We start from the raw sequence: 18,098 nt of genomic DNA on the forward strand, positions 1-18,098 counted from the left end.
ATTATGCTGGTACGTTTATCAGCTCAATATCTCTAGATACACAGAATTGTTCGACATACTCTTGCAGTAACACATCACCATTTTGGCTAGCATGTCCACACACATCTTTAGCTAAATAGAACCAGTGCAGAACGGTTGTCAAACTAAGTAAATCACTGACAGCCATGCCCACATCAATTTCACTTTGTGAATAATGACTTGGACTATTTATCAATAAATCAACGCCTGCAGAAGTAAGCTTGCCACCTTGTATAAAGGCCTTTTCATCTGCACAAAGCTCACTGGCAATAATTAATGTTGTTTTAGTTGGCATTTTAATTTTCAGCTTTTTTCCTAAAGAAAAAGAAATATCAACTAAATCTAAAGAATCCGCTCCCAGATCATCTACGATAGAGCTGTCTAAAGCGACTTCATCTTTATCAAGCTCTAATACCTCTGCAATAACATCAACAACAACATCTTTTGTAATTTCCACTGTAATTTTCCCTATGTAAGAAACAAAAATAAAAGCACGCACACACTAGGTCAACTGACCAATATTGTCAATAGGATGATAATTGAAACATTTTAAAGTTAACAAAAATTTAATACTCAGGGTTTTGCCAGAGAATAATTTATTGCTTCCTTAAAGCCTCTACGAGATAGGTTATGAACATAAATAGTTGCGGTATGACAAAAAAATAATATTCTTTGCTAGAATGGTCGGAATATGAAATTCAACAACTGTGTGGTGAAAATGGAATCAAATAAAGAGATTATCATTCAAACAGCAACTAAAATGCTCAGTGAAAATGGCAATCAAGGACTCACTCTCAGAAAAGTTGCTGAGAAAAGTGGTGTGACTCTCAGTAATGTACAATATCATTTTGGAGACAGAGACGGATTAATTGTTCAAGTAATTGATTCATATTTAGAAGTTTGCCTTGATCATATCCGTAGTTCGATGAGTGATATTGAACTAAAAAATAACCCTCAAGCCATTAAGAACTACATCAGTAACCTACTTGCCCTTGACGATATCCAAGATTGGTGTGAAGTTTTTCGAGAAATTTGGGCTATTTCATGCCGTTCAGAAAAAGTACTCACCAGTTTAGAAAACTACTATAAAAAATGTGGTACGGAGCTTGAGTTACTGCTGATCTCGCTAGGCTTCAGCGAACAAAAAAGTAAGGTTGTCGTGTCATTACTTATTCCATTTATTGAAGGTTTTTCCATTACATCAAATGCACTACCGCTGCCAAAAACAGAGGTTATTAGCTTAATCATTAATTTGCTTGTTGATGAGATAAAATAATTGTGAAGCCATTTGCAACTTATTTTTACCCAGCTCACCACCAACCTTTGACTAAAAGTGTGCAAAGGTTGGTACAGCTAACTTTCGGCGTTGTTATTTTTCTAGCTTCAGCTCTAAAACAGCTTCACGCTTATCTAAATAACCACTGTATCGTGTTGCAATTAACGCCGCTAAACTGATGATAGCGCCAATCCAAGCAGTGTCTTGCAATGAGTAGTTTTCAACCACAACGCCACCTAACACTGAGCCCAGCGCAATACCGATATTAAACGCTGCAATGTTTAACCCTGATGCCACATCGACGGCATTGGGTGCGAACTTTTCAGCAAGTTTAACCACATAAACTTGCAGCCCAGGCACATTACCAAATGCAAATGCACCCCAGACAAGTATGGTCAGTACCGCAGCGACTTTAGATTGCATGGTAAAGGTCAGCACCAACAGCACAATACTCAAAGCACTAAAGATAATAGTAAGCGCACTTATCGGGCCTTTTTTATCGGCTAACTTACCGCCGTAGATGTTACCAACAGCAACCGATACCCCGTAAACCAGCATGATTAAGCTAATAGTGGCTGATGCAAAACCCGTTTGCTGCTCTAAAATGGGCGCTAAATATGTGAAGGCCGTAAATGTACCGCCATAACCAAGTATGGTCATCAAGTACACCAGTAAAAGCCTAGGTTGCACCATTACTTTTAGTTGCTCACCTAAAGTGGCAGGTTTACTTTGCTTTAAGTTACTCGGAATTAAAAACGCGCTGCCAACCAGTGCAATTAAGCCCAGTAAAGACACCACTAAAAAGGTTGCTCGCCAACCAAAGTGCTGACCAATCCAAGTCCCTAATGGCACACCAGTTACTAATGCAACCGTTAACCCCGTAAACATAATCGCGATAGCACTGGCTTCTTTATCTTTACTAACAAGCCCTGTTGCGATGGTTGAACCAATCGAGAAAAACACCCCGTGGGCAAGGCCTGTTAGAACCCTTGCTGTGATCAAACTGCCATAACTAGGTGCTTGCCAAGCCAGTAAATTACCAATTACAAATAGGCTCATTAAGCTAAGTAATACATGTTTTCGATTCCAGCGTCCGGTAAGCGCAGTTAGCACTGGCGCCCCCACTGCAACACCTAATGCATACAAGCTAACAAGTAGCCCGGCACTCGGTAACGAAACCGCTAAATCATCAGCGATAGTTGGCACTAAGCCGACAATCACAAACTCAGTGGTGCCTATGGCAAACGCACTGAGAGTCAACGCAAGTAATGCGATTGGCATCACATATCCTCTATTTAATTTTGAAAGTGCGGCTATTGTGGCTAAAATTAAATTTGCAAAAAATAGCAGTAGTGACAAAATACTTTTGTCAAAAATGAAAAGGTATTGCCATGAGCGTGATCTCCAACACCCAAGATTTAGAAGCATTTATCAGCGTGGTTGATACCGGCGGATTCTCAAGTGCAGCTAATGCCTTAGATGAGCAAGTAGCAAAAATATCACGGGCGGTAACTCGGCTCGAAAAATCTTTAAACGTTACCTTATTCAACCGCACCACAAGGCGCATTGAGCTGACCGAAGAAGGTGAGTTATTTTTAGGCTATGCTAGAGAAGCACTCAGCCAGCTTGCACAAGGCGAAGAAGCCCTAAAACTTCTTCACTGTGCGCCATCAGGAAAATTAAGAGTTGATGCCGCAAGCCCCTTTGTGTTTCATCAATTAGCGCCACATTTAAAGGCCTTTAACCAAGCGTATCCTGATATAAAACTCGAGATCACCAGCCACGACAGTATTATCGATTTGCTTGAACATAAAACCGATATTGCTATTCGTATTGGCGAACTCGCTGACTCAAACTTGCATGCGCGCACTTTGGGAGTTAGTAAACTACAGCTCGTTGCCAGCCCTGATTATTTAAAAACTTCACCACCTTTAAATGAGCTAACCGACTTAGCCTCGCAACAACTTATTGGTTTTACCGATGCGCCGCATTTAAACCACTGGCCGTTAACCACGCCTTTAGATCTTAGATTTTCAATCAGTGCATCAAGCGGTGAAACGGTACGCCAGCTTTGTATTCAAGGTCATGGCATTACCTTATTGTCGGAATTTATGATCAACGAAGATTTAAAAGCAGGCCGTTTAGTAAAAGTGCTCGAAGGCGAAGTATTGAGCCCTAATCGTCGTGAAAAAGTGCATGCGGTGTATTATCAAAATAGCGGTGTATCATCACGAGTATTAGCGTTCTTAGACTTTATAGCACCCAAGTTAACGCTGTAGTTTTTTGCATTTTTAACAAAAGTGTTTTGTGATTACTGACATTAATTTCATAAATAATTTTCGTTATGCTGAAAGCATAGTCGCTTTCAAGGAGCCGTAATGAACAAATTATTCGATACCGTACAACTTGCCGGTCACACACTAAAAAACCGTATTGTCATGCCACCAATGACTCGCTCTCGCTCATCACAACCAGGGGATATCGCCAATGAGTTAATGGCCGACTACTATGCCCAGCGTGCCAGCGCCGGCTTAATTATCAGCGAAGGCACACAAATATCAGCCCTAGGTAAGGGTTATGCTTGGACACCGGGTATTTACACTGCCGAGCAAATTGCAGGTTGGAAGAAAGTAACCGACAAAGTTCATCAAGCTGGTGGCATTATGTTTGCTCAGCTTTGGCATGTTGGCCGCGTATCTCACCCAAGTAACACAGGTGGCGAGCAACCAATTGCGCCATCAGCTATTGCAGCTAAAGACGTAAAAGTATTTATTGATGAAGATGATAAACCCGATTTTGTTGCCACTGCCCTGCCCCGCGCAATGAGCCATGACGACATCAAACTCGTTATAAACGAATACCGCCAAGCGGCTCGCAACGCAGTTGATGCAGGGTTTGATGGTATTGAACTGCATGCTGCTAATGGTTACTTAATTAATCAATTTATAGATTCAGAATCAAACCAACGCACTGATGAATACGGCGGCAATTTAGAAAACCGCTTACGCTTTTTACAACAAGTGACACAAGCGGTATGTGATGAAATTGGCGCTGACCGTGTAGGCGTACGCCTTGCTCCACTCACAACACTCAATGGGACGGTCGATGATAACCCGTTTGAAACCTATATTGGCGCAGCGAAGGTACTTAATGACCTAAACGTTGCTTACCTGCATATTGCCGAAGCTGACTGGGACGATGCGCCATTAATGGAGCAAAATTTTAAACAAGCGCTACGTGAAAATTTTTCTGGGTTAATGATTTATGCAGGCAAGTACACTGGCGAGAAAGCAGAGCAAGCATTAGCCGCAGGCTGGGCTGATTTAATTGGCTTTGGTCGTCCGTTTGTTGCAAACCCAGATCTGCCTGAGCGTATTGAAAAAGGGATTGCACTTGCACAACACGACCCTGATACCTTATTTGGTGGCGGTGCAAAAGGCTATACCGACTATCCTTTAGCAACGCACTAAAACAAAAAGCTCGCCAACTTATTTTGGCGAGCTCCTTATTGTGTTACCTGACTAATAAATAAATCAGCTGGATCACCATCGAGATCATTACTAACGGCCATATATACTTAGCATATTTGGTTGCACCATCTAGTCCCATTTTTGAATGATACTTTTCAAGTAGTGGTATAAGAATAGCCAGTGCGATAAACAGGCATAATAAAATAACAAATACATTCATTGTGGCTTCCTTACACAATAGATAAGTTTAAGCCCTAGTCTATAGGCAAAAAAAAGCGCAGTAAAATACTGCGCCAGTCGGTTGGAAGTAAACGACTTAGCCAACAATCGCTAACAAAATACCTGCAGCTACGGCACTTCCTAATACACCAGCTACATTCGGACCCATTGCATGCATTAACAAGAAGTTATGTGGATTACTTTCAAGACCTACCTTATTTACCACCCGCGCAGCCATTGGCACTGCCGATACACCCGCAGCCCCCACTAGAGGGTTAATCGGCGATTTAGAAAACTTATTCAGACCTTTTGCCATAAACACGCCTGATGCTGTACCAATTGCAAAAGCCAAAGCACCTAATACCAAGATACCAATAGTTTCTACCGTTAAGAACTTATCTGCTGCAAGTTTAGAACCAACAGCAAGACCTAAGAAAATCGTAGTGATATTAATGATCTCGTTTTGTGCACTATTACTTAAACGATCGACCACACCTGATTCTCGCATTAAATTACCTAAACAAAACATACCAACAAGTGGCGTCGCTGCAGGTAAAAATAAAATCGTCAGGCTGAGTACCATCAATGGAAAAATGATTTTTTCTTTTTTTGATACTGCACGTAGCTGCGGCATTTGAATTTCACGCTCTTCTTTTGTTGTTAGCGCGCGCATAATTGGCGGTTGGATAATAGGCACCAATGCCATATATGAATACGCAGCAACAGCAATTGCCCCCAGTAAATCAGGCGCAAGTTTCGAGGCTAAGAAAATAGCGGTTGGTCCATCAGCACCACCAATAATGGCAATCGCCGATGCATCTTGCAGTGAAAATTCAAAGCCTGGAATAAAGTTAAGTAAAATGGCGCCAAATAACGTCGCAAAAATACCAAATTGTGCCGCAGCTCCCAGTAACAACATACGTGGATTTGCAATAAGCGCGCTAAAATCCGTTAATGCACCCACCCCCATAAAAATCAGCAATGGGAACACGCCAGAATCAATACCTATATGATACACGTAGTACAATAAGCCACCTGGGTCTGATAAACCAGCCACTGGAATGTTTGTTAAAATAGCGCCGAAGCCAATGGGCAGTAATAGCAATGGCTCAAAACTACGAGCAATCGCTAAATACAGAAGCAAGCAGCCAACTGCAATCATGATCAGTGCAGGAAAAGTAAAGTTTGCAATCCCCGTTGCATGCCAGAGGTTTAATAATCCATCCATCCCAAGCCTCCTAAGCGAGTGCAATCATGGCGTCGCCGGTGGCAACTGAGTCACCTTCCGCAACTAAAATATCAGCCACAGTACCGTCATGAGCAGCACGTACTTCGGTTTCCATTTTCATTGCTTCCATAATGATAACGACATCACCTTGATTTACAGTTTGCCCAGGTTTTACTTTGATTTTAAAAATATTACCTGCCAGTGGCGCATTGAGTGTTTCGCCAGCTGACGCTGATGCAGATTGTGGTATTAACTCACTGTCTTTGAGTGCAACCTCTTTAAGCTCGCCACCTTTAGCAACAACAACATCGTAAACTTTACCATCAACTTTCACACTGTATTGCTCAGCTTGAACCTCACCATTTGAAGAAGGTTTCGTTGATTGATCAGATTTAGCTTTTTCACCTGTTGGCACAGGTTCGAAAGCATCAGGATTATGACGATTTTTAAGAAATTTCAAGCCTATTTGTGGGAATAAAGCATAGGTAAGCACGTCATCAATCACGTCATCAGCCAGCTCTAAACCCTGCTCTTTAGCTTCTTTTAATAATTCAGCTTCAAGTTTTTCGAGTTCGGGTTCAAGTTTATCAGCTGGACGACACGTTATTGCTTCGCTTCCGTCTAAAACACGTTCTTGAAGTTCTTTATTCATCGGCGCTGGGGTTGCACCATACTCACCTTTAAGTACACCTGCGGTTTCTTTAGTAATCGTTTTATAACGCTCACCCGTTAATACATTTAGAACGGCTTGCGTACCAACAATTTGTGAGGTTGGTGTTACCAGTGGAATATACCCTAAATCTTCACGTACACGTGGGATCTCTAAAAGCACTTGATCGAGTTTATCCGCAGCCCCCTGTTCTTTCAGCTGGTTTTCCATGTTAGTTAACATGCCGCCTGGTACTTGTGCTAATAAGATACGACCATCAACCCCTTTTAGGCTACCTTCGAAAACGGCATACTTTTTACGCACATCACGAAAATAAGCGGCAATTTCTTCTAACTGATTAAGGTTAAGACCTGTGTCGCGCTCTGTTCCTTCAACAATCGATACTATTGTTTCTGTTGCACTGTGGCCATAAGTCATACTCATTGATGAAATAGCCGTATCTAACATATCGATGCCTGCATCAATCGCTTTTTGATAGGTTGCAGTACTTAAACCTGTTGTAGCATGACATTGCATCGCGATAGGAATTGACACCGTTTCTTTTAAGCCTTTGATCAGTTGCTCACAGTCATAAGGTTTTAATAAACCAGCCATATCTTTAATACAAATAGAATGACAGCCCAGCTCTTCTAGCTGTTTAGCAAGCTTAAGCCACATATCAAGAGTATGCACAGGGCTTACTGTGTATGAAATTGTTCCCTGTGCATGTGCACCCACTTTAACAGCGGCTTTAATCGCGGTTTCAAGATTACGTACGTCATTCATTGCATCAAAAATACGAAATACATCAACACCATTTTTATGTGCACGCTCGACAAACTTTTCCACTACATCATCAGCATAGTGGCGATAACCCAGTAAGTTTTGTCCACGCAGTAGCATTTGCTGTTTGGTATTTGGCATCGCCGCTTTAAGTTCACGAATACGCTGCCAAGGATCTTCGCCTAAGTAGCGAATACAAGAATCAAATGTTGCGCCCCCCCATGATTCAATTGACCAATAACCCGCATTATCAAGTTTCTCGGCCATAGGTAACATGTCATCTAAGCGCATACGTGTTGCCAACAGTGATTGATGTGCATCACGTAAAACTAGTTCGGTTAATTTTAATTTAGCCATTTTCAGCTGCCCCATTATTTTTGTTTATTTCTGAATTGAGCGATTGCAGCGCTAATAGCTGCAATGTGAGCTTGCGGCACACCCTGCTGTGATTGTATTTTTGCAGCTCGTACAGGCTCATCGACTGGTTCATCAAAACGATTCATCAACCTAGACATTAAGATCACGGCTGAAATCAAAATAGTTAAAAATATAAATACACCAATCATGCCCGTAATCATCAAGCTGGCCGCGGTTGAGAGTAACCCACTTATGTCCATACTGCCCCTCGCACTGTTACAAATAAAAAGTCGATATAGTTAAATAATTATTCAACATGATAACAAACACTCTTGATTTGTATACCACCTTGTAAATTGGTAAAACCAATTTAACTCAAAATAACACGTAAAACATAAAATTAACAACCGTGAAATAAGCGTATTAATAGCCCTATATAGATGATAAAAATAGTCGATATAGTCATAAGTTATAAAGGTGACATTGCCTGTTTTTACATAACATACTCAAAACCCTCGCCAACACAGGCCATTGAGAATATAAAAACACCACAAAGATAAATTGGTCTTACCAAAATAAGAATAGTAAAGGGTGCGATTTTACTCATTTAAGTTGAAAAATAATCACTATGAATAAGTTACATGCTAATTCGTAAAAGTTACCAAATAAGAAAATTTAAAAACCCCTGAAAAAATCACAACCAATTGAAAATAAAGAACATTTAACAATGGCATAGAACTGGCTTCAACTATTTCAACCGAAACGAAATATTATTAGCCAAGGAGAATCACTATGTTACGCTGGACAATTACTTTTCTAGTTATTGCGTTAATCGCTGCAGTGTTAGGTTTTGGCGGTATCGCAGGAGCCGCAGCAGGTATCGCTAAAATTATCTTTTTTATATTTCTAGTTTTACTTGTTATTTCACTGGTATCAGGTGCACTTAGAGGCAACGTACCCAAGTAACACAGTAATAACAGACACTTAGAAACTACATTTTTAAATATTACAAGGAATTTGATTATGAAAAATTCAACTTTAAAAGCCGCTACTATCGCCCTATTTTCAGGTCTATTCATTATGGGTTGTGAAGATAACACAGCTGAAGATGCAGGTGAGCGCATTGACGAAGCAATTACTGATACACAAAATGCTGTAGAAGATGCATGTGAAGATGTTAAAGAAGGTGTAAACGCAAAAGAAACTAACTGCTAATCCTTCTATACAAAATACCAACCAGAAAAGCGGCCTCAAAGCCGCTTTTTTTTATGATTGTCATTCTCTCCAACTCAGCATAAAACATTAAAATTTCAATATTTATACATTTTCTTATCAAAAACTACACATTTACCTAGGTTGTGTACTAATCTAAACATGCTAAGAATGGATATCGAGTAGTAATCCATTGTTTTCTAGCCAACTATAATTAAATATTGGGAGATAACAATGTTAAAAAACAAACTATCAAATGCTGTAAAGCTGGCGATTAGTACAGGGGTTGTTTCTACAGCTCTTATATACGCACCAATGAGTGCAGCAGAAGAGACAAGCGACGCAAAAAAAGATCTTGAAGTAATTTCAATCACAGGTAGTCGTATTAGACAACCGGGCGCTGTTTCTGCAAGTCCAATTGTATCAATCGGAGAAAAAGAATTAGGTTATCAACAAGAGCCTGAAGTAGAACAAATACTAAGAACTTTACCTTCAACAATACCTGGCGATGGTAGTAACGTAAATAATGGCTCTGGCGGTGCAGCCACTATTAACTTAAGAGGTTTAGGATCGCAACGTTCACTTGTTCTAATGAATGGACGTAGGATGATCCCATACAACTATAATGGCTCAGTTGACAGTTCAACAATTCCAACAGCACTAATTGAACGAATTGATATTATCACTGGTGGTGCGTCAGCTGTATATGGTTCTGATGCGATTGCAGGTGCGGTGAATGTTGTATTAAAAGAAGACTTTCAAGGTGTTGATTTAGATCTTAAACACTCTCAAACCGGTGACAATGACGGTGACAAAAACAGTATAGCCTTAACAATAGGTTCTAACCTAGAAGACGATAAAGGTAACGTTGTACTATCTCTTGGCTGGAGCCAGCGTGATCAAGTACTACTAGGTGATCGTCCTTTAGGTTTACTTGGTATTGAAACGGCTACCGGTGCTAACTATGAGCAATTTTTAAACGGCGAGCCACCAATCCCTGCGCCAGCAGATTGTAGTGGTCCTAACTCGGTTGAAAGTGGCGGCTCAACAACTGCATTCCCAACACGATTTGCAATTGTTGGTGCAGGCACAACTGGCTCAGGGCAATTTAGAAACGATGGTACATTGCAACCAGATACATGTAGTGTATTTAACTTCAATCCATATAACTTCTATCAAACACCTTCAGAGCGTTATTCAGCAACCGCAATCGCTAAATATAACCTCACTGATGAGCATAAAGTTTATTCAAGCTTTAACTACACTAACACCAGTGTTGATACGCAAGTAGCACCATCTGGTACGTTTGGTTCAAGTTTTGATTTACCTTTAGCGAACCCGTTAATTGGCGATCAAGCTCGACAATTTATGATTGATGGCGCTTCTGCTGCTTTGGCGGCTGGTAGCTTAAATGACAGTAACTGGCAAGATGTTAACGGTAACGGCATTGTTGATAGTGAAGACTATCTAAAAGTGCAGTTACGTCGTAGAACATTAGAGTTAGGTGCTCGTACAGAACGATTTGACAGTACTCAGTTCCAAATCGTGACTGGTGTAACAGGTTTCTTCCTAGATGACTGGGAATATGATGTCAGCTATCAATATGGTGAATCTAACCGTACAACTGTACGTGGTGGTTATACAAACTTAACCAACATTCAAAATGCATTAGATACAACCGATGGTGTAACCTGTAAAAATGGTGATTCAAGCTGTGTGCCAATTAATCTATTTGGTGGCTTTGGTACCATCACGGATGAAATGGCAGGCTATGCACAAGCAATTGCCCTTCAACAACAAAAGTACAGCCAAGAAATTTTCACCGCAACCGTTAATGGTGCAATCGAGTTTATCGAAATCCCAGGTGCTGGTGCACCACTTTCGATGAGTTTTGGTTATGAAAATCGTCGCGAAAAAGGCTTATTTGAGCCTGATGAATGTTTAAAACTTGCCCCTGCTAGTTGTCAAGGTGGTGCAGGTGGTAACCAACTGCCTATTACAGGTGGCTTTAAAGTCGATGAGTTCTTCTTAGAAGGTTACTTACCTGTGTTAGATGGCTTGCCGGGTGCTGAAACTCTTGATGTAGAGTTTGGTTTCCGCTGGGCTGACTACGATACAGTAGGTAGCAACGAAACGTGGAAACTTGGCTTCAACTGGCGTCCTGTTAGCGATGTACTTATTCGTGTTATGCAACAACAAGCAACGCGCGCACCTAACGTAGGCGAAATTGCTTCACCTGTTGTAACAGGCTTAGACAACGCGCTACAAGATCCATGTTCAGTTGCTAACGCAGCTAACATTGATGATGCACTTAGACAACTTTGTATCTCAACAGGCATGACAGATGCTCAAGTTGGTAACGTACAAGATGTAATCTCTGGTCAAGTACAAGTCATTAGTGGTAGTGATCCTGCTAACCCACCAGGTGCTGAAGAAGCAGAAACATTCACTGCAGGTATTGTTTGGACACCTGAATTCAGTGTTGTTGAAAACTTCACGATTACGCTTGACTACTATGATATTGATATCGATGACATCATTGGTGAGTTCTCAGCTCAAGAAATTCTTGATGCCTGTTACGTACTAGGTGATGCAAACGAGTGTGCGAAGATTAATCGTATCGGTGGTGACTTAACTATCGCGGGTGCGGGTATTGAGCAATTTACTACCAACTTAAAAAATCAACGTGCCGAAGGTATCGAACTTGGTTTCAATTTTGGTATCTTGCTTGATGACATGGGAGAGTTACAATTCTCAGGTAATATCAATAAATACCTAACCCAAGAGTCACAAAGCTCTGATACTGCACGTATTATTGACTGTAAAGGTTTTTACAGCACAAGTTGCGACCCTGTCTCTGAATTACGCTGGGTACAACGTACTAGCTGGATTTGGGAAGATCTAACCGTGTCACTACAATGGCGTCACATTGATGGTGTAGATATCGAGCCAATCGAAGCGCCAAATGTTTTTGAAGAATTCAGAAGCATCGAAAGCTATGATTATTTTGACTTATTCGCCAGCTACCATGTTACTGACTACATGAATGTTACATTCGGTATTGATAACATGTTTGAAAAAGAGCCACCTGTGGTTGGTAATGAAGCAGGTGATACTAGTTCAAACTCTGGTAACACATTCCCAAGTAACTATGACGTACTTGGTCGTCAATTTAAAATGGGTATTAAACTCAAATTTTAACCTTCTAAGAGCGGCCTAACGGCCGCTCTATTTTATTTACATGTCGCTGTTAACGCTTTACCCGTTGCAACACTGGTTATTTGCCAATCCCCATCTTCTAGTTTCACACTTGCTATGTCACTAACCACATAATCACCAGGCACATTTAATCGCGTTAAATTTTCTGTAAGCTGTTGATAACAAAATGGCCCTGTATCTCCATGCATAATGAGCACAGGCTTTTTTGCAAATTTAGCAAATTGGGAAAAAGCATCGCGGTAGACTTTAAAAGCATCACAGTTTGAGCGCAGTGTCGCAGTGCATGCTGATTTATTCGTTGCATTGTAAATATCAGCTTGAAAGCCAATGACATACGCTTTAACGCTTTGGTTATTTAAGCCCCGCTGCAACCACTCTAAGTTTAACCTGTCGCGTTTATCTGCTGCATCCAAAGCGTCATTTTTATTACTTTTCAGTATTTGCGCGCGCCCATTATACGTGCCCGCTATATGCAGAGTCATAAACTCAATATTATTAAATTGCCAACGCGCGTTCTCGCTCATGTCGAGCTGATGAGTAAAACCTTGTAATAAGTTTGCTTTTTTATAGTAATCATCGTCATACATTAAACCTTTTACATATTCTAATCGCTCAAGCTCATCAAACTGAGGGCTTAAGCTATCACGATCGCAATCAGTCCATTCATTATCACCCAACGTATAGATAAAAGGTTTATCGGTAATTGCAGTTAAAAGCTGCTTATTGGCCTGAAGTAATTTGTTTGTGCAAGGTAAAGACCCTGATTTCATATCACCTAAATGCATCAAAAAGCTATGAGGCGTGGATGCGACCGCACGTGCGAGCTTACCATTCGGCTGAGCGAGATTAATTTCATCCATTGGTGTGTATGGCATATCACCCATAACCAAAAAGGTATTACTAGCCATTGCAAGAGAGAATGAGGCTGAACTAATAAACATGCTATTTACACCTAAAAATACAATCATAGTAAGTTCTCATAATGACAACAAAATGAAAACCAACTGCGGCAGATTTTTTCTATCAGTGCTAAACTGCAGCCAGTAAATTAAGTAGGCCCCCGAATGACATTAAGTACAACTTACACACTAGATAAACCGTATTACTACGAATGCTTTGATGAGTCACTTCCCTACTCATCACAAGCCAAACCTAAATACCCGCTGCTGGCATTATTAATAACTCTGGGCTTATTAGCTTTTTATCAATTAGATAATCATTACTTAGGCAGCTTTATGATTATGCTTGCTGTCGTTGAGTGCCTTTCGTTTTATTACAAACGTCCGTGGTGGGTCGCAAGACAAATGATGAGCCGTGCATCAGGTAGCGAGGTGACCATTTTCTTTAACGATGAAGGGATTAAGGCTGAAAACCCATATAAGAGTTACCAATTTAGCTGGCAGCAGATAAGCGAGATTATTGAGACTGAACGAGGTTATATATTAAAAGCACAGCGCGGTATGCAATACATCTCTAAACAAGCACTTAGCGATGAAATAGTTGTTGAATTAAATAAAAGAGCCACTCAATGAGTGGCTCTTAAGAATTTTTCGCTGATTAAACATTGCCCGGATTTGGGTTAGATTTCTCTGCTTGGATTCGCATATAGATTTCTTCACGATGTACTGATACATCTTTTGGTGCATTTACACCAATGCGAACTTGATTTCCTTTAACACCAAGAACAGTAACAGTTACTTCGTCACCGATCATCAGGGTCTCACCTACTCTTCGAGTTAGTATTAGCATTCTCTTGCTCCCATGTTCCAAAAAATTAAAAGATTCCGCGTCAAAAACATTTTAATGAAAACTTGACTTAAAAGTAAGTAAAAACTCTAAATCTTATTCATTTTCAGTTAAAAAAACTTTATGAAGTGCACGTACAGCCAGCTCTAAATATTTTTCGTCAATTAAAACTGAAATCTTTATTTCTGATGTCGACACAAGCACTACTTTGATGTTTTCCTCTGCAAGGGCATTAAAAAATAAACTTGCTACACCTGAGTGCGATTTCATCCCTACACCTACAGCTGACACCTTGGCAACATTGCTTACTCCTTTAACAGACTCCGCTTTTATATTACTTTGGTTTAAAGTTAGGATTTCAAGTGCTTGTTCAAAATCATTTGTGTGCACAGTAAAAGCATAGTCTATTTTTTCAAAGTTATGATTAACTTGATTAATCATATCTATTTCGATACCGAATTCTGCAAAAAGTTGCAAAATTTTTGCAAGGTTTTCTACCCCTTGCTGCACACCATTGACATAAATCAGGCTTTCATCTCGATTAAAAGCAATACCCGACACAATATTGGTTTGCACATCAGGCTCCTCAAAACTGATCAAGGTCCCTTGATCCGGGTTAAAACTCGATAATACCCTAAGCGGTATATTGTATTTTCCTGCGGCTTCAACACTGCGTATATGTAAAACTTTTGCGCCCAAGCTTGCCATTTCAAGCATTTCTTCAAACGTAACATGACTCATACGTCGCGCATTTGGTTCAATACGCGGGTCGGTGGTGTATACCCCATCAACATCAGTGTAAATTTGGCATTCGTCGGCATTGATAGCACCTGCAATCTCAACCGCAGAGGTATCTGTACCACCACGACCAAGGGTTGTGACATTACCTTCAATATCACGGCCCTGAAAGCCCGCAATAATGGCAATCCGGTTATGTTCAAGTTCATGCTTAAGGCGAGTCGCTGCAATCTCTTCAATACGCGCTTTGCCAAACATATTGTCGGTGCGAATGTTGACCTGATCGGCAAGTAAGCTTACCGCAGAATGGCCCCGTTTAATAATAGCCATTGCGAGTAAAGAGACTGACACTTGCTCACCGGTGGTTAGCAATACATCAAGCTCACGAGCACTGGGACGAGAATCGATTTGTTTAGCGAGTTCAATTAGACGGTTAGTTTCTCCCGACATAGCCGAGAGCACCACCACAACTTGATGGCCTTGTTGCTTGGTTTTTACAACAAGGTCGGCGACGGCCTCAATTCGCTCTATTGAGCCAACTGAGGTGCCACCGAATTTTTGGACGATAAGTGCCACTAGAAGTTAAGAACGCTCAGATAACCAACCAGTTACACTTTCTAAGGCAGTAGCAAGGTTCTCTGGCTGAGTACCACCTGCTTGCGCCATGTCAGGACGACCACCGCCCTTACCGCCTACTTGTGCAGCCATGTGATTTACCAGCTCACCAGCTTTCACTTTACCTGTTAGGTCTTTAGTTACACCTGCAATCAGGCTTACTTTGTCGCCATTGGCTACGCCAAGGGCAATAACACCTGAACCAATCTTCGTTTTCAGGTCATCAACCATGCCACGTAGTGCTTTAGACTCAGTACCTGCAACATCAGCAACCAGTAGCTTAATACCATTCACTTCAACAACAGAGTCAAGTAACGATGCACCTGCTGCACTTGCAAGCTTATCGTTAAGCTGTGCAATTTGCTTCTCAAGGCCTTTTGATTTCTCAAGTAATGCGGTTACTTTTTCAAGTACTGTGCTGCTATCACCTTTTACTAGCGCTGCAACATCATTTAGCTGTTGCTCTTGCTCACTCACATACGCAACAGCTTCAGCACCCGTTACCGCTTCAATACGGCGGATACCAGCAGCGATACCGCTTTCTGATACGATTTTAAATAAACCGATGTCACCTGCACGCTTAACGTGAGTACCACCACATAGCTCGATTGAGTAATCACCAATGGTTACTACGCGAACTTCGTCGTCGTATTTTTCACCGAATAATGCCATCGCACCTTTTGCTTTTGCATCTTCGATAGCCATTAGCTCAGTTTCAAGGGCAAAGTTACGACGGATTTCATCGTTTACTGCGCGCTCGATTTGGCGTAATTCGTCTTTTGTTACTGCTTCAAAGTGAGAAAAGTCAAAACGTAAACGTTCAGGGTCAACAAGTGAACCTTTTTGATTTACGTGCTCACCTAAAATTTGACGTAAAGTTTCATGCAGAATATGCGTTGCAGTGTGGTTTTTCTTGATGCTATCGCGACGTGCTGCATCAATTGTTGCCTCTGCTTTATCGTTTGTACCAATGCGGCCTTGTACACGACCATGGTGTGCAAATGCATTACCAAGTTTCGTGGTGTTAGTCACTACAAACTCACCACCAGCAACTTTTAACACACCCGTGTCACCAACTTGACCACCTGATTCAGCATAAAACGGTGTGCGATCTAAGATTGCGATACCTTCTTGACCATCTTCAAGTACAGAAACCGATTGACCTTCACTGAAAAGCTCGACCACAGTACCTGTGTAATGCTCTGCATCGTAACCTTTAAAGTCTGTGTGTTTTTCAGACTTAAGTTGTTGGTTGTAATCAGCACCAAACTTACCTGCTTGCTGTGCTTGCTTACGCTGAACAGCCATACACTCTTGGAAGCCGTGCTCATCAATCGTCATGAATCGCTCACGCGCCACGTCTGCCGTTAAGTCAGCTGGGAAACCGTAAGTGTCGTAAAGTTTGAACACTAAGTCACCTGGGATCACATCGCCTTCGATGTCAGCTAGGCTTTCTTCTAAAATAGCCAGACCACGCTCAAGTGTTTTACCAAACTGCTCTTCTTCAATACGCAGTACTTTTTCAATAATTTCTTGTTGCTTAGCAAGCTCTGGGTACGCTTGACCCATTTGCTCAATTAGCGCAGCAACTAGCTTGTAGAAGAATGCACCTTTGGCGCCTAGCTTGTTACCGTGACGAACTGCACGACGAATAATACGACGTAGTACATAACCACGGCCTTCGTTTGATGGCATAACGCCGTCAGACACTAAGAACGCACACGAACGAATGTGGTCAGCCACAACGCGTAACGATTTATCATCTAAATCTTGTGCGTTGGTTACTTTTGCTGCCGCTGCAATAAGCGCTTGGAATAAATCGATTTCGTAGTTTGAGTGAACGCCTTGTAAAATTGCAGAGATACGCTCAAGACCCATACCTGTATCAACAGATTGCTTAGGAAGCGGCTCCATTGTACCGTCGGCATGGCGGTTATACTGCATAAATACTAGGTTCCAGATCTCGATGAAACGGTCACCGTCTTCTTCAGGTGAACCTGGAGGACCACCCCAAATGTGCTCACCGTGATCGTAAAAGATTTCAGAACATGGACCACAAGGACCCGTATCACCCATTGACCAGAAGTTATCGCTGGTTGCAATGCGGATAATGCGATCTTCACTTAAGCCTACTTCTTTATGCCAAATATTGAAGGCTTCTTCATCATCGTGATAAATAGTAACAAGTAGTTTTTCTTGCGGTAGTTTTACTACTTCAGTTAAAAACTGCCACGCAAACTTAATTGCGTCTTGCTTGAAGTAATCGCCAAAGCTAAAGTTACCTAACATTTCGAAGAATGTATGGTGACGCGCTGTGTAACCTACGTTTTCAAGGTCGTTATGTTTACCACCTGCACGTACACAACGCTGTGAGCTGGTTGCACGCGAGTAAGGGCGGCTTTCCGCACCTAAAAATACATCTTTAAATTGCACCATACCGGCATTATTGAATAATAACGTGGCATCGTTACCCGGGATCAGCGAGCTTGAAGGAACAATTTGGTGTTGTTTAGAGGCAAAAAAGTCTAAGAACTGTTGCCTGATCTGTGCGGTAGTCATATGCTGCAT

General features: G+C 41.3%; 17 protein-coding genes. 7 read left to right on the forward strand and 10 right to left on the reverse strand.

Features of this window, described 5'->3' with window-relative positions:
- Position 1: 1 nt before the first annotated feature.
- On the reverse strand, positions 2-475 hold the full coding sequence (locus tag LY624_RS12785; RefSeq protein ID WP_165381470.1) for a phosphopantetheine-binding protein: 474 nt from the start codon (positions 473-475) through the stop codon (positions 2-4).
- 234 nt (positions 476-709) lie between these two features.
- On the opposite strand from LY624_RS12785, the gene LY624_RS12790 reads away from it, so the two are divergent.
- The gene (locus LY624_RS12790; protein ID WP_341803135.1) at positions 710-1,294 is read left to right on the forward strand and encodes a TetR/AcrR family transcriptional regulator; all 585 of its coding nucleotides are present in this window, start codon (positions 710-712) and stop codon (positions 1,292-1,294) included.
- 93 nt (positions 1,295-1,387) lie between these two features.
- Here LY624_RS12790 and LY624_RS12795 read toward each other — a convergent pair whose 3' ends face one another.
- On the reverse strand, positions 1,388-2,575 hold the full coding sequence (locus LY624_RS12795; RefSeq protein ID WP_341803136.1) for an MFS transporter: 1,188 nt from the start codon (positions 2,573-2,575) through the stop codon (positions 1,388-1,390).
- A 110-nt stretch (positions 2,576-2,685) separates the two neighbouring features.
- Between LY624_RS12795 and LY624_RS12800 the strand changes: the two genes are divergently transcribed.
- Positions 2,686-3,573 (forward strand): LysR family transcriptional regulator, encoded by an 888-nt coding sequence (locus LY624_RS12800; RefSeq protein ID WP_341803137.1) that lies wholly within the window; start codon positions 2,686-2,688, stop codon positions 3,571-3,573.
- A 99-nt stretch (positions 3,574-3,672) separates the two neighbouring features.
- The gene (locus tag LY624_RS12805) at positions 3,673-4,764 is read left to right on the forward strand and encodes an alkene reductase (protein ID WP_237118071.1); all 1,092 of its coding nucleotides are present in this window, start codon (positions 3,673-3,675) and stop codon (positions 4,762-4,764) included.
- 43 nt (positions 4,765-4,807) lie between these two features.
- On the opposite strand, the gene LY624_RS12810 is transcribed toward LY624_RS12805, so the two are convergent.
- The 4 genes from LY624_RS12810 to LY624_RS12825 form a co-directional block, all read right to left on the reverse strand.
- The gene (locus tag LY624_RS12810; RefSeq protein ID WP_165381469.1) at positions 4,808-4,984 is read right to left on the reverse strand and encodes a hypothetical protein; all 177 of its coding nucleotides are present in this window, start codon (positions 4,982-4,984) and stop codon (positions 4,808-4,810) included.
- Between the two features lie 96 nt (positions 4,985-5,080).
- Complete coding sequence (locus LY624_RS12815; RefSeq protein WP_062569613.1) at positions 5,081-6,211, reverse strand: sodium ion-translocating decarboxylase subunit beta; 1,131 nt, start codon at positions 6,209-6,211, stop codon at positions 5,081-5,083.
- A 10-nt stretch (positions 6,212-6,221) separates the two neighbouring features.
- On the reverse strand, positions 6,222-8,000 hold the full coding sequence (gene oadA, locus LY624_RS12820; RefSeq protein ID WP_341803138.1) for a sodium-extruding oxaloacetate decarboxylase subunit alpha: 1,779 nt from the start codon (positions 7,998-8,000) through the stop codon (positions 6,222-6,224).
- A gap of 14 nt (positions 8,001-8,014) precedes the next feature.
- The gene (locus LY624_RS12825; protein ID WP_341803139.1) at positions 8,015-8,260 is read right to left on the reverse strand and encodes an OadG family transporter subunit; all 246 of its coding nucleotides are present in this window, start codon (positions 8,258-8,260) and stop codon (positions 8,015-8,017) included.
- A 532-nt stretch (positions 8,261-8,792) separates the two neighbouring features.
- On the opposite strand from LY624_RS12825, the gene LY624_RS12830 reads away from it, so the two are divergent.
- From LY624_RS12830 to LY624_RS12840, 3 genes are all read left to right on the forward strand, one after another.
- Positions 8,793-8,966, forward strand: coding sequence for a DUF1328 domain-containing protein (locus LY624_RS12830; RefSeq protein WP_064485886.1), 174 nt, complete (start codon positions 8,793-8,795; stop codon positions 8,964-8,966).
- Positions 8,967-9,023: 57 nt separating this feature from the next.
- Entirely contained in the window at positions 9,024-9,215 is a 192-nt protein-coding gene (locus LY624_RS12835; protein WP_130150381.1) for a hypothetical protein, read from the forward strand.
- Between the two features lie 231 nt (positions 9,216-9,446).
- Complete coding sequence (locus LY624_RS12840) at positions 9,447-12,413, forward strand: TonB-dependent receptor domain-containing protein (protein WP_341803140.1); 2,967 nt, start codon at positions 9,447-9,449, stop codon at positions 12,411-12,413.
- A 32-nt stretch (positions 12,414-12,445) separates the two neighbouring features.
- Here LY624_RS12840 and LY624_RS12845 read toward each other — a convergent pair whose 3' ends face one another.
- A complete protein-coding gene (locus tag LY624_RS12845; protein WP_341803141.1) occupies positions 12,446-13,372 on the reverse strand; it encodes a hypothetical protein in 927 nt (308 codons plus the stop codon).
- A gap of 123 nt (positions 13,373-13,495) precedes the next feature.
- Here LY624_RS12845 and LY624_RS12850 point away from each other — a divergent pair, with 123 nt between their 5' ends.
- Positions 13,496-13,963 carry a YcxB family protein gene (locus LY624_RS12850; protein ID WP_341803142.1) on the forward strand — a complete coding sequence of 156 codons (468 nt, stop codon included), beginning with the start codon at positions 13,496-13,498 and terminating at the stop codon, positions 13,961-13,963.
- 25 nt (positions 13,964-13,988) lie between these two features.
- On the opposite strand, the gene csrA is transcribed toward LY624_RS12850, so the two are convergent.
- The 3 genes from csrA to alaS all read right to left on the reverse strand — a co-directional run bounded on the left by csrA (position 13,989) and on the right by alaS (position 18,098).
- On the reverse strand, positions 13,989-14,180 hold the full coding sequence (gene csrA / locus LY624_RS12855; protein ID WP_036970495.1) for a carbon storage regulator CsrA: 192 nt from the start codon (positions 14,178-14,180) through the stop codon (positions 13,989-13,991).
- Positions 14,181-14,273: 93 nt separating this feature from the next.
- Positions 14,274-15,491 (reverse strand): aspartate kinase, encoded by a 1,218-nt coding sequence (locus LY624_RS12860; RefSeq protein ID WP_130150377.1) that lies wholly within the window; start codon positions 15,489-15,491, stop codon positions 14,274-14,276.
- 6 nt (positions 15,492-15,497) lie between these two features.
- A complete protein-coding gene (gene alaS / locus LY624_RS12865; protein WP_130150376.1) occupies positions 15,498-18,098 on the reverse strand; it encodes an alanine--tRNA ligase in 2,601 nt (866 codons plus the stop codon).

Source organism: Pseudoalteromonas sp. N1230-9, from assembly GCF_032716425.1.
Classification (GTDB): domain Bacteria; phylum Pseudomonadota; class Gammaproteobacteria; order Enterobacterales; family Alteromonadaceae; genus Pseudoalteromonas.